Annotated in this window: 9 protein-coding genes; 5 read left to right on the top strand and 4 right to left on the bottom strand. The window is 71.1% G+C overall.

Annotation, left to right across the window (positions count from 1 at the left end; genetic code table 11):
• The first annotated feature begins 170 nt into the window (after positions 1-170).
• The 4 genes from lon (at position 171) to G6N56_RS03585 (ending at position 4399) form a co-directional block, all read left to right on the top strand.
• Positions 171-2492, top strand: coding sequence for an endopeptidase La (gene lon, locus G6N56_RS03600; RefSeq protein WP_085257148.1), 2322 nt, complete (start codon positions 171-173; stop codon positions 2490-2492).
• Between the two features lie 82 nt (positions 2493-2574).
• The gene (locus G6N56_RS03595; RefSeq protein ID WP_085257147.1) at positions 2575-2907 is read left to right on the top strand and encodes a TfoX/Sxy family protein; all 333 of its coding nucleotides are present in this window, start codon (positions 2575-2577) and stop codon (positions 2905-2907) included.
• 134 nt (positions 2908-3041) lie between these two features.
• Positions 3042-3677, top strand: a complete 636-nt coding sequence (locus G6N56_RS03590; RefSeq protein WP_085257146.1) for an endonuclease — start codon at positions 3042-3044, stop codon at positions 3675-3677.
• A complete protein-coding gene (locus tag G6N56_RS03585; protein WP_085257145.1) occupies positions 3674-4399 on the top strand; it encodes a DUF72 domain-containing protein in 726 nt (241 codons plus the stop codon). The genes G6N56_RS03590 and G6N56_RS03585 overlap by 4 nt, the downstream gene beginning before the upstream one ends.
• 4 nt (positions 4400-4403) lie before the next feature.
• On the opposite strand, the gene G6N56_RS03580 is transcribed toward G6N56_RS03585, so the two are convergent.
• From G6N56_RS03580 to G6N56_RS03570, 3 genes are all read right to left on the bottom strand, one after another.
• Positions 4404-6485, bottom strand: coding sequence for an NAD(P)H-binding protein (locus tag G6N56_RS03580; RefSeq protein WP_085257144.1), 2082 nt, complete (start codon positions 6483-6485; stop codon positions 4404-4406).
• Between the two features lie 128 nt (positions 6486-6613).
• Positions 6614-8107 (bottom strand): acetyl-CoA acetyltransferase, encoded by a 1494-nt coding sequence (locus tag G6N56_RS03575; protein ID WP_085257143.1) that lies wholly within the window; start codon positions 8105-8107, stop codon positions 6614-6616.
• Between the two features lie 18 nt (positions 8108-8125).
• Positions 8126-10543 carry a CoA transferase gene (locus G6N56_RS03570; RefSeq protein WP_408632659.1) on the bottom strand — a complete coding sequence of 806 codons (2418 nt, stop codon included), beginning with the start codon at positions 10541-10543 and terminating at the stop codon, positions 8126-8128.
• A gap of 147 nt (positions 10544-10690) precedes the next feature.
• Here G6N56_RS03570 and G6N56_RS03565 point away from each other — a divergent pair, with 147 nt between their 5' ends.
• The gene (locus tag G6N56_RS03565) at positions 10691-11605 is read left to right on the top strand and encodes an undecaprenyl-diphosphate phosphatase (RefSeq protein WP_085257142.1); all 915 of its coding nucleotides are present in this window, start codon (positions 10691-10693) and stop codon (positions 11603-11605) included.
• A 146-nt stretch (positions 11606-11751) separates the two neighbouring features.
• Here the strand turns inward: G6N56_RS03565 and G6N56_RS03560 are convergent, their stop codons facing one another.
• Complete coding sequence (locus G6N56_RS03560; RefSeq protein WP_085257141.1) at positions 11752-12969, bottom strand: sodium-dependent bicarbonate transport family permease; 1218 nt, start codon at positions 12967-12969, stop codon at positions 11752-11754.
• Positions 12970-13251 lie beyond the last annotated feature (282 nt).

Raw genomic sequence — 13251 nt, 5'->3', positions numbered from 1 at the left:
CGATAACGCCTCTGACACGCCGGTGAGGACGAGATTGCCGCCAGGGCTGCGGTGAGGGCGCCGCCTGAACGACCATGTAAGCAATTTCGGCGGCTTGCCGAGATGGCGGCACGGGAACAAACCGGCGTCCGGCTAGGTTAAGCGCATCAGACTCAACTTTTGGAGGACTGATGGCTGAAGCCAAATCGGTGCCGGTGCTGTTTGTTACCGACACCATCGTGCTGCCCGGGATGGTGGTCCCGATCGCGCTCGACGACGCAGCGCGGGCGGCGATCGACGCCGCAAAGGCCAGCGAATCGGGGCAGCTGCTCATCGCGCCCCGCCTGGACGACCGCTACCCCACGCACGGCGTGATCGCGAAGATCCTGCAGGTCGGGCGTATGCCGGGCGGCGGCACCGCTGCCGTCGTGCGCGGCGAGCGCCGGGCGCAGATCGGCGCGGGAGCGTCGGGTCCCGGTGCGGCGCTGTGGGTGGAGGTGACCGAGGTCGCCGACACGGTGCCGACCGACGAGGTCAAGGCGCTGGCCGCGGAGTACCGCAAGCTGCTGCTGGCCATGCTGCAGCGGCGCGAGGCCTGGGAGATCGTCGACTACGTCAACGGCCTGACCGACCCGTCGGCGCTGGCGGACACTTCCGGCTACGCGTCCTACCTCAGCAGCGCGCAGAAGCGGCAGCTGCTGGAAACCACCGACGTCGCCGAGCGGCTGCGGGCGCTGATCGACTGGACCAGCGATCACTTGGCCGAGGTCGAGGTCAACGACAAGATCGCCGAGGACGTCCGCGAGGGCATGGAGAAGACGCAGAAGGAATTCCTGCTGCGCCAGCAGCTGGCCGCGATCCGCAAGGAGCTCGGTGAGGGCGAACCGGACGGTTCCGAGGACTATCGGGCCCGCGTCGAGGCGGCCGACCTGCCCGACAAGGTGCGGGAGGCGGCGCTGCGCGAGGTCGGGAAGCTGGAACGCTCCAGTGACCAGAGCCCCGAGAGCGGCTGGATCCGCACGTGGCTGGACACCGTGCTCGACCTGCCGTGGAACGTGCGGACCGAGGACTCGACCGACCTGAAGGCCGCGCGCGAGGTCCTCGACGCCGACCACCACGGGCTGGACGACGTCAAGGACCGGATCGTCGAATACCTGGCCGTGCGCACCCGACGCGCGCAGCGCGGGCTGCAGGTCGTCGGCGGTCGCGGCTCAGGTGCGGTGATGGTCCTGGCCGGTCCCCCCGGGGTCGGCAAGACGTCGCTGGGTGAGAGCGTGGCCCGGGCGCTGGGCCGCAAGTTCGTGCGCGTGGCCCTGGGCGGCGTGCGCGACGAGGCAGAAATCCGCGGGCATCGGCGCACCTACGTGGGCGCGCTGCCGGGCCGGATCGTGCGCGCGGTCGGCGAGGCGGGAACGATGAACCCCGTCGTGCTGCTCGACGAGATCGACAAGGTCGGTTCGGACTACCGCGGCGACCCGTCGGCCGCCCTGCTCGAGGTTCTGGACCCCGCGCAGAACCACACGTTCCGCGACCACTACCTGGATCTGGACCTCGACCTGTCCGACGTCGTGTTCCTGGCCACCGCGAACGTCATCGAGAACATCCCGTCGGCGCTGCTGGACCGCATGGAGCTCGTGCAGATCGACGGCTACACCGAGGACGACAAGGTCGCCATCGCCCGGGACTACCTGCTGCCGCGGCAGCGGGAGCGGGCGGCGCTGACCGACGACGAGGTCGTCGTCACCGACGCCGCCCTGCGCAAGATCGCCGCGGACTACACCCGCGAGCCAGGAGTGCGGCAGTTCGAGCGGCTGCTGGCCAAGGCGCTGCGCAAGGTGACCACCAAGTTGGCGGACGGTGCCGGACCGATCACGGTCGACGAGCCCGACCTGGTCGGCTACCTGGGCCGCCCGCGGTTCACCCCCGAATCGGCCGAACGCACGGCCGTGCCGGGCGTGGCCACCGGCCTGGCCGTCACGGGCCTGGGCGGCGACGTCCTCTACATCGAGGCTGGGGCGACCGACGGCGAGCCGGGGCTGCAACTGACCGGGCAGCTGGGCGACGTCATGAAGGAGTCGGCGCAGATCGCGCTGTCCTACGTGCGCTCGCACGCCGCGGAGCTCGGTGTCGACCCGAAGGCGCTGGACCGGCGGATCCACGTGCACGTGCCGGCGGGCGCGGTGCCCAAGGACGGCCCGTCGGCCGGTGTCACGATGGTCACCGCGCTGGTGTCGATGGCCACCGGACGTCAGGTCCGCTCGGACGTCGGCATGACCGGCGAGGTCACGCTGAACGGCCGGGTGCTGCCGATCGGGGGCGTCAAGCAGAAGCTGCTGGCCGCGCAGCGCGCGGGCCTGTCGACCGTGTTCATCCCGGCGCGCAACGAGCCCGACCTCGATGACGTGCCCGCCGAAGTGCTCGACGCGCTGACGGTCAAGCCGATGACCGACGTCGCCGAAATCGTCGCGCAGGCGCTGGAGCCGGTGACCGACGCCGCCTCGGTGGCTGCTTGACCCCTGCCGCGAACGTGACGCTGGTGTCTACGTTCGGCGCCGAGCGTGACAGTCCCGTCACGCTCGGCGCTATGGTCTGCGGATGGCCTACGACGAAGATCTGGCCAACGGGATACGTGAACTCCTCGGCGCCGAGCGCGGCGTCGACGAGAAGCGCATGTTCGGCGGCCTGGCCTTCCTGATCAACGGCAACATGTCCGTGGCCGTGAGCGGCCAGGGCGGCCTGCTGGTGCGGGTGCCGCCGGACGACACCGACGCGCTGCTGCGACGTGACCATGTCGACCCCATGGTGATGGCCGGGCGGGAGACCCGCGGGTGGGTACGCGTCGCGGTCGGCGGGCTGCGGACCCGGCGCCAGCTGCAGGGTTGGGTGACCCGCGGCGTCGGCTACGCGCGCAGCCTGCCGCCGAAGTAAGCGGCACCCGTGCCGCGAGCGTCCGCAAATGTACCGGCTACGCGGCGTGTCGCCGTACCGACACGCGCGCTCGCGGGTAGAGGGGTGCTGGTGGGCCGGGTTGGCGGGGGTAAACCCCGGGTAAGCGGTGCAGTGTGGGCAAGCGCGACGAGACGGTGAAACGGCTGCTGGACGCGGCCGGTACCACCTACGCGGCGGAGGCGCGCATCAAGATCGCCGACAAGCCGATGCCACTGTTCCAGCTGCTCGTGCTGTGCATGCTGGCCAGCAAGCCGATCGATGCCGCGATCGCCATGGCTGCCGCGCGCGAACTGTTCGCCGCGGGCCTGCGCACGCCGAAGGCCGTGCTGGATGCGGACCGCCGGACCATGATCGACGCGTTCGGGCGCGCCCACTATGTGCGCTACGACGAGAGCTCGGCGACCCGCCTCGTCGACATGGCCGCGCTGGTCCGCGACGACTACTCGGGTGATCTGCGCGAGCTCGCCGAGCGCAGCGGGCACGACGTCGCGGCGGCGAAACGCATGCTCAAGAAATTCAAGGGCATCGGCGACACCGGCGCCGACATCTTTCTGCGCGAGGTGCAGGACGTGTGGCCCTGGGTGCGGCCCCACTTCGACGACCGGGCCGCCGGTGCCGCGAAACAACTGGGCCTGCCCGTCAAGCCGGCACAGTTGGGAGCGCTTGCGCCGCACGACAATGCGCGCCTGGCCGCGGCGCTCGTGCGGGTGTCGCTGGACGACGAGGTGCGCCGGCGGGTGACCGGTTGACGGTCCGGATCGGCACGTCCGGGTGGTCCTACAACCACTGGGTGGACGTGCTCTACCCCAAGGGCCTGCCGTCCGCGCGGCGGCTGGCCCGCTACGTCGAGGTGTTCGACACCGTCGAGCTGAACGCCAGTTTCTATCGCTGGCCCAAGGATTCGACGTTCGCCGGGTGGCGCGCCCAGCTGCCGCCCGGCTTCACGATGTCGGTCAAGGCCCATCGGGGGCTCACCCACTATCGCCGCCTGGCCTCGCCGGAGCCGTGGATCGAGCGGTTCGAACGGTGTTGGCAGCTGCTGGGTGACCGGCACGGGGTGCTGCTGGTGCAACTGCATCCCGAGCAGCAGCGCGATGACGGCCGCCTGGACGCGTTCCTGCGCGCCGTGCCCGCGGCCATCCGGGTCGCCGTGGAACTGCGGCACCCGTCGTGGAACGACCCCGAAGTGTACGAGCTGCTCGAGCGTCGGCGCGCCGCCTACGTGGTGATGAGCGGCGCGGGGCTGCCGTGCATCCCGCGGGCCACCACCGACCTGGTGTACGTGCGGATGCACGGTCCCGACCCGAACGCCATGTACGAGGGTTCCTATCCGGACGAGGACCTGCGCCGGTGGGCCGGCCTGGTCGCCGAGTGGGACGGCGACGGCAGGGACGTTTGGATGTACTTCAACAACGACCTCGGCGGCCATGCCGTGCGCAACGCGATGCGATTGCGTGAGCTGCTGGGCTGATCCGTCAGTCGGCGTCCGGGTCGACGGGGGTCCACGTCCCGTCGATCACGTCGGGTGGGCGCTGCGCCTGCAGCCGTTCCCGCTCGGCGCGCCGGCGCTTGATCCGCAGCCGGGCGTCGACCGGCATGGTCAGCAGTTCGTCGCAGGTCAGGTAGTACACGTCGTCGGCGGCGTCGAAGGCGTCCGCGGAAACGCGTCGCGACCCCAGCTCCCGCAACGTCCTTCGCATCTCGTGGGTGAACCGGAGGGTGGCGTCGAGGGCCGGCTCCCGCAAGCCGCGGGCACCGGGCGATAGCCGCCGCGGCCGGGGCGCCGGCGGCTGGCCGGGATCGGCGGGCTCCGCGGCGAATTCGGAGACCGCCGTCAAGAGCATGGCCGGGTCGTCGGCGAACGTGGCGCTGGCCAACTCCGCCTCGCCGGGCCCGCGGTGCCCCAACCGCGCGACGGCCGCATCGACGGCGGCGGCGGTCTTCGGGGACAACGCCCGGATGCTGGCCAGGTTGCCCTCTCTGGCCAGCGCGCACAGGGGCGGGTCGGCATGCAACAGCCCGGCCAGCTCGGTGGTCTCCGTGATGATCCGGCGGCTTTCCATGATCATGCCCAGCCCGGACGTGACCCCGGCGTCGATCAGGCCCAGCGCGGTGAGGATCCAGCCCTGGTGGATGCGGTCCCGCAGCAGCCGGAGCCGCACCTCGAGGGCGGCGTCGGGCAGCGACGCCAGCTGGGCCGCGTCGAGGCGTTCGGCCTCGGCGGCGGCGCCGAACGCCTCGGTGTCGGACTTGAGGTGGCGCAGGAGGGCCAGGGACCGCACCGCGACCACCGCCTTGGCGACCGATCCCAGTGCCCCGCCGGCCAATTGCGGCTCGCCGAACGGCAGGGGGTCGCCGACGTGCGGCTGCCCGACGAGGGCGTCGCGGGCGATGGCGTCCGGATCCCAGCCCGGCAGCTGCGCCGCGGCGACGATGCCGGCCGATACGCCCACGTAGGCGCGGTGGCCGAACACCGCGACGGCCCGGCTCCCCCACTCGTCGTCCACCGCGCCGCCGAGGGCGAGCACCTTACCCATCACGCGCCCGGCCGTGCGCAGCCCGCTCAGCTGCACGTCGAGCGTCAGCGGTGTCAGCGGCCCCGGCAGGGCCCCGGCAAGGCCGGCGGCGCTGAAGACGGGGAACCGCGGATCGATCCGGTCGTCGAACTCGCCCTCGAGCCCCTCGGGGGCCGCGCTGCGCAGCTCCCCCGAGGGCCGGGGCCGCGGGAGCACCTCGACCGGCAGCGGCGCCTGACCGCCGTGACCCGCCGCGCCCGCGGCGGCGATGCGGCGACCGACGAGCCCGCGTGCGGTGTCGGCGACGGCCTCGGCCGCCTGCCAGCCGAACTCGAACGTCCAGTCCTCGTGCAAGGCGGTGAGGTCCATCTCGGGAGCCAGCTGCGGCCAGCTGAGCACCTGATGCGGCGCCCGGGACCGAGGGTCGACGGAACGCAGCAACCGCCAGGCGGTGATGACGTTGACGGTGTCCGGGGTCGCCAGGTCCACGACGCCGGTGCGTTCGGTGGTCACCGCCGACACCAGGAAGCGCACGAGGTCGTCGAGATGCAGTACCCGCATCGGCTGTGCGGAGGCCTTCGACATCTTCGCGCGCAGCAGGGTGGCCACCGTGCGGCACACCATCCAGTCGAGCTGGCGGCCGACCGGCGGCGCGATGCGGACGACCAGAGTGGGGCCCCAGCTGCCGGAGACCAGCGCCTCCGCGGGGCGGTACAGGTCTTGCGGGCCCGCCGCCTGCGAGAGAAACAGCAGCCGGGCGCCCACGCGCGCTGCGGCGTCGGTCACGTGCGCGACCCCGTTGAGGTCGGCGCTGCCCGGCGCGCTGTCGTCGACCGGCGCCAGGTGGATGACCGCGTCGGCCTGGTCGGTCAGACTCTGCAGGACCGGGTCCCCCAGCGGTGCGCAGACGAGTTCGACGGCCGGGTCAAGGCCGGGGTGGGGGCGCCGCGCGATGCCGGTGACCGTGTGCCCGGCGGCGATGAGCTGCCGTGCGACCAGCCGCCCGACCGCGCCGGTGGCGTCGGTAACCAGGATCCGCACCCGGTCTCACCTCCACTCACCTCCGCTCACTTGCCCAGCGTCCCCGTCGACAATAGGCAAGTTGGCATGGCCTTAGCGACCGCTGATCCAGAAATAGCGCCCTGAGCTGGCGCAATGACGCAAAACCGTTACTGCAACGTGGCGCTGCCGTCAGCGGCGACGGCGACGCTGGCGCCACTGATATCTTCGCTCACGGTCGCACGCGCCGCCTCCGGATCGGCGATCACGGCCAAGGCCCGGGCCCCGTCGGGGGTGCGAACGGCCAGGAAGGCCTTCTCCGGCTCACCCTCGCGGTCGAACGGCGTGGTCCATGACTCGACCGTGCCGATGCCCGCCCACTCGACCAGCGCCTTCCGCGTGGGTTCGGAGTCCACCGCGCGCTGCACGTCCTCCCAGCGGAACTCGGCGGGCGGCTCGGTCGCGTACACGCCGAAGCTGTGCTTGGTCAGGTAGCCGCCGTTGGCGGTGATCAGCCCGCGCCGCCCGGGGTTTGCCACCAGCAACCCGGCCATGGTCGCGATGGAGTGCATCACGTAGTTGCTCCATGGGCCGCCGGCGAACGTGAGGCCGCCGGTGACGGTCAGGGGGCGGGCGGGATCGTCGGCGGGCAGTCCCAGTTCGGTGGCCGCCACCTGCACCGCCGACGGGAAGCACGAGTACAGGTCGACGTAGTCGACGTCGTCAATGCCGCCCGCTCCCAGGCCGGCCAGTTCCAACGCCCGCGCGCCGGCGATCCGGATGGCGGCCGACCGGTGCAGCTCGTCGCGCTCGGCGATGGACGGGGTGTCGTGGGCGTCCGCGCCGGCGTGCGGGAAGACCCAGCGCTCCTGCGGCACCCGCAGGCGCGTGGCCTGCTCGACCGACGTCAGCACCAGGGCGGCGCCCTGGTCCACCATGTTGTTCGAGTTCATCAGCTTGGTGTAGGGCCAGCTGATCATCCGGTTCCGGGGGCCGGCTTGCCGGATCTCCTCGGCCGTGACGGGCTTGCGGATCCAGGCGTGCGGGTTGTCGACGGCGACGGCGCTGAAGCGCGCCCACAGCGCGGCGATCCGGTTGAGATGGTCCTCGATCGACTCGCCGCGGGCGATGCGAAGCGCCTCTTCGAACAGCGGGTACACGTACGCCGGCCGGTCGAGCCCGATCCTGATCTCGGCGTCGCCCGCCATCGGGACGTCATCGCCGCTGACCTCCGCCATCGGCACCGACTGATCCTGGGCCGTCCACACCAGCTTCGCGCCGCGTGCCCGCAGGCCCCGCCGCGTGCGCCATGTCTCGGCGCCCGCCAGCAGCACGACGCCCGCCCGTCCCCGCTGAATGTCCAGGCAGGCCTGGTTGACCAGGGACTGCGGGACGTTGCCGCCGACGGGACTGTACAGCGTGGTGAAGTCGGCGGCGCCGAGGCGCTGCCCGAGCAGCAGGCCCGGGTCGCGGTACTGGGCGGACAGGATGTTGACGACGCGGATGGAGTCCACGGCCTCAATGACGCGGCCGTCCGCGGCCTCCCGCGCCGCGGCTTCCATCAGGTCGACCGGTTCCACCGACCGCGCCGCCGGGTCGATGTCGTCGCGGTGGTTGACCTGGCCGCAGCCGATCAGCACCGGCGTCCTGGGGTCGACTGTCATGGGACGAATTTAGCGTGGCTATGAATCAGAACCGGCCCGCGGGGGACCGAACAGCACGCGGTCGGCGAGGAGCCGCTCGGTTTCCGCGGGGCTCATGCCCAGCACGTCTCGGCATATCTGCCGGGTGTCCTGGCCGGGCAGCGGCGCCGGGCGCTGCGGGGCCGGCGGGATGTGCCGAAAGGGCGCCGGGCCGGTCTCGGCGGGGAGCGGCCGCTCGATCAAGGGATGCGTCATGTCGCTGAACAGCCTTCGCCCCAGCAGCTGCGGGTCCTCGAGAATGTCCGGCGGCCGGTTCATCGGCCCGGCCGGGACGCCGACCGCCTGCAGCAGTTCGGCGGTCCGCACGGGCGTGCGCGTCCGGGTCCACGCGGACACCAGGCCGACCAGGTCGCGCCGGTGGGCCAGCCGGGCCTCGCCGGTGGCGAAGCGAGGGTCGTCGGCCCACTGCGGGTGATCGAGCAACCCGGCGACGTGCCGCCAGTCGTCATCCGACGGGATCGAGATGACGCACCACTCGTCGTCGCCGGCGCACGGGTAGACGGCGTGCAGGGCGGTGTCGTCGCGGATGCGGCTCAGGCCGGCGGCGACCGCGGCCTGGGTGACGTACAGGGTGTCGAGCTGGTTGACCACGGCTTCGGCCTGGGAGATGTGGACGTGGGCTCCCCTGCCGGTATGGTCGCGGCGGATCAGCGCGGCCAGCGCGGCGATCGCGGTGATCCGCCCAACCACGTGGTCGGGAAAGATCGTCGTCGCGTCGTAGAAGGCGTGCCGCGCGTCGTCGGCCCGATCGTTCCCGTCGTCCGGGTCTGCCGGCGTCCACAGCCGGGTGACGCCGGTGGCGGCGCGGACCAGCGGGCCGTAGCCCATCCGGGTGCTCCACGGCCCCCGGTCGCCGTAGGCGCTGCTCTCGGCCAACACGATGCGCGGGTTCGCGGCTCGCAGCGCGTCGTAGGAAAACCCAAGCGAGGCAAGGGTTCCCGGTTTGAAGTTGGCGAAGACGGCGTCGGCCTCGGCGACCAGCCGGCCGAAGACCCGCCTGCCCTCGGCGCTGCGCAGGTCGAGCCCGAAACCGAGCTGGTTGCGGTGTGTCCAGGCAAACGACTCGCTCATCGCGTCGCCGGCGCGGGCCTGCCGCAGGCCGTCGGGATAGTCCGGGCTCTCCACCTTGATGACCTCGGCGCCCAGGTCGCCGAACAGCCGGCCCAGCTCGCCGCCGGCCACAATGATGCCGAGGTCGAGGATGCGCAGCCCACGGAAGGGGTAGTCGCCGACCTTGCCCGGTGTGGCCGGCGCGACCGGCGGGCCGCCGAGCCAGTACGGCTGGTCCTCCCCGATGGCGGGCGCCGGGGTGCGGAAGCCCAAGCGCTGTCCGTCGACGACGAAATAGCCGGTAGGGATGCGGGTGCGCACGCCCGGGACGAGCTCGGCCTCGGTGATCGCGCCGACGGCCTGGAAGTGCTCGGAGTCCAGCACCCAGGACGGCGGCAGCACCGCGGCGATCGGCACGCCGTGCGCCTGGCCGGCGGCCACCAGGTCCTTCATCGTCTGCCCGGCGAACAACTCCCGGACCAGCGCGCCGATCTCGGGCCACGCCGCCATGCGCGCGCCGATCACGTCGTACTTCGGATCCTGGAACTCCTCCGGCTCCCCCAGCCACCGCCGCAGCCCGCGCCACTGCCGCGGCGCCATGACACACAACCGCACGAAGCCGTCCCGGCACGGCAGGATCGGGTAGGCGTCCTGATTCTTCGGCCGCCCCCGCCAGCGCGCGGCGCTGCGGGCGCCGGCGGCGGCCTGCCCGTGCGACCCGAACGCCGGGTCGAGTGCCATCACGACGGCGTCGTACCGCGAGAAGTCGATGAAATCTCCTGTGCCGCAACGTAACCGGTTGTAGTAAGCGGCCAGCGCGGCCCACGCCGCCTGAACCGCGGCGGTCGCCGACGCGATGCCGTCGGGCGGCAGCACGGGTGTGCCCGTGGTGGGGCCGGACCGCGACAGGGCCCCGCACATCGCGTACAGCACGGGGTCGGTCGCGCACCACGACGCCCGCGGGCCGGTCGCACCGAAGTCGGTGACCGACAGCACCACCAGGTGCGGGTAGCGGGCGGCCAACTCCTCGCCCGACGTCCCGAAGGCGATCACACCGTCGGCTCCGCTGTCCACCACGATGTCGGCCTCCCCGGCGAGGTCGAAGAAGCGGACGCAGTCGTCCTCGTCGAACGGGTCCAGCACCGTCGCGCGCTTGTTGGCGTTGTGGACGGCGAACGGGATGCCGGCACCGGCGAGGGTCGGCGGAGCCGCGCGCGCGGGGCTTCCACCCGGAAACTCCACCTTGAGCACGTCGGCGCCCAGGTCGGCGAACAGGCGGGTCACGGCGTCGGCGTTGCCCGTCGACAGGTCGAGGACGCGGACGGCGTCGAGCAACCGGTCGGGCATCAGCACACCGTACCCGGCGGGCCGGCGGCAAACCCGCCACGCCGAGCCGTCGGCCAAATGCGCAGGCCCGCAAGCCGGTTCGCGCCCGGATCGGGACCCGTTACGCTCGGTACTTCGTTGTCCCGAAGGGAAGGAACTTCAAGACCCGTGAGCGCGCACTTGAGCTACGTGGAGGCCGTGGTCGTCGGCGCGTTCCAGGGCGTCACCGAGCTGTTCCCGGTGTCCAGCCTGGGCCACTCGGTGCTGGTGCCGGCGCTCATCGGCGGGCAGTGGGCCCGGGACCTCGACGTGTCCGCGCCAAAATCGCCCTACCTGGCGTTCATCGTCGGCCTGCACGTCGCCACCGCCGCCGCCCTGCTGCTGTTCTTCTGGCGCGACTGGTCGCGCGTGCTGGCCGGCTTCGTCTCCTCGGCCCGGTACCGCCGCGTCGAGACGCCCGACGAGCGGCTGGCCTGGCTGCTGGTGGCGGCCACCATTCCCGTCGGGCTGGCCGGGCTGGCGCTCGAACAGCTGTTCCGCACCACCCTCGGCAAGCCTGTCCCGGCCGCGGCCTTCCTGCTGCTCAACGGGATCGCGCTCTACGCCGGGGAGGTGCTGCGCCGGCGGGTCGCGCCGGCGGGCGCCGAAGCGGTTCCCGACGGGCACCCCGACCACTCCGACGAGGCCATCGACCACCGGCTCGCCCAGCTGCCCGTTGGCCGCGGGGTGCTGATCGGCGCGGCGCAGATCCTCGCCCTGCTGCCTGGCATCAGCCGCTCGGGCATCGCGATCGTGGCCGGCCTGTGGCGCGGCCTGTCCCACGAGGACGCCGCCCGCTTCTCCTTCCTGCTGGCGACGCCCATCATCCTGGCCGCCGGGCTCTACAAGATCCCGGAGCTGTTCGGCCCCCTCGGGGCGGGGATCGGCGGCCAGGTGTTGGCCGGGAGCGTCGCCTCGTTCGTCAGCGCCTACCTCGCCGTCCGGTACCTCACCCGGTATTTCCAGACCCGCACGCTGACGCCGTTCGCCGTCTACTGCGCGCTGATCGGGGCCGGCAGCCTGCTGTGGCTGACGCTGCGCTAACTTTCGCGCTGGCTCCGGGCCCGGCCGCGACGCCTCCACGCGAAGCGCAGCTTCGGGCTGTGAGTCGTCGAACCGTCGTCGAGCTCGGCCGGGCGGTTCGGATTCACGGCGATGTGGCGAGTCGGTTGTGGCTGCCCAACGGTGGATCAACTGAACAGACGCGCAATTTCGATGTAGACCGGAATCCCGATGGTGACGTTGTAGGAAAAGGTCAGGCCCAGCGATGCGGCCAGAGGCAACGTCGGACTCGCTTCCGGAATCGCCAGCCGCTGCACCGCCGGCACGGCGATGTACGACGCCGCGGCACACAGGACGGCGAACAGGACGTATGTGCCCGGCTTGAAATCGGCGTGCGTGAGCAACTGATAGCCGTGGGCAGCGGCGATCCCGAGCGTGGCAAAGACGTTGGGCATGAGCAGTGCGAAGACGACAAAGCCGCGACCGGCCGACCTGAGGTCCCTCAGCTTACGGGAGGCGGTCATTCCCATCTCGAGCAAGAACAGGCACAGCGCACCCTGGAACGCCGAGATGAAAAAGGTGTCGTCGTCGTGAACGACCTTCTGGCCCTGCAATCCACTCACGAAGCCGACGATGATGCCGCCGATCAGGAGCGCCAGCCCAGGGTTGAGGAAGACCTCCTGCAGCAGCGCCCGGACCGAGAGCGGCTTCTTACCGCCCTGGCCTGGGTTTGGCGCGGACGTCCATTGCGGATGAGCCCTTTTCTCCAGGGAGAACTCCAACTCCTGCTCGACGCCGCGCTCGGCGTCGTCGAGGCTCGCGCCGACCGCCGGCCGGGCGGCCGTGCCGGGCCCCGCCGCGGCCCTTGCGGGCAAGGCATACCCCGGCTCGTCGGGCATGAGCCCCGCCGCATCCATTTCCCTGCGACGCAGCCGGCCGACGAGGTACAGCGCTACCAGACAGCCCGGAATTTCCATGACGGCCAACATGACTGGCATGTAGGCGTTGAACGCGATGCCGAGGCTGGTCAGGACGCCCACGCAGGTGGCGAAGGTGCCTGCCGAGTCGGATCCGTAATAGCCGGCCACCGTGGCCCTGTCGATGCGGCGCATTTTCGTCATGCGGTCGAGTAGGAAATAGGCGAGTATTCCGATGCAGAAGTTCACCACAAAGCCCAGGACCATGAATCCGACGGTGCTCCCGATGTCCGCCGCGTTGACCCGAGCGAGCTCCTCGCCGCCATGCCAGCCGATCGCCAGCAGCAGGTACATGGTCAGGCCCTGATAGATCACGTACGGAAACTCGAACCTCACCTTCAAGATCGGAATCAAGAACCCGAGGTAGAAGAACAACAACAACGGCTTGAAGAGGTTGTGAGTAAAGTTCTGCCAGAACTCCTGCAGCATTGAGCACTCCTTGACCAGACGCCGAAGGCCGAGCCGTCGAATCGTCCCGGCGCCGCAACGATTACCTGCGACCAAGCCCTGTCCGGCACGCTGCGCCATTGCACCGGCCGGGAACACACCGCAACGCACCAAACCCGGACCAGGCAGTTAGGACCTGCCCGCATCGGTGTTGGACCGGTGGTTCATAAGCAGTTGTCATGTTGCTCTCGTGGCGCGGGTGCCGGCGAGAGCCCTAAGGCCGGGAAGTGTGCGCCATTGGCACAATGATTAGATGTCCAAAGT

This window comes from Mycobacterium saskatchewanense, assembly GCF_010729105.1.
GTDB classification, from domain to species: Bacteria; Actinomycetota; Actinomycetes; order Mycobacteriales; family Mycobacteriaceae; genus Mycobacterium; species Mycobacterium saskatchewanense.
This window is presented reverse-complemented; position numbering and strand designations above follow the sequence as displayed.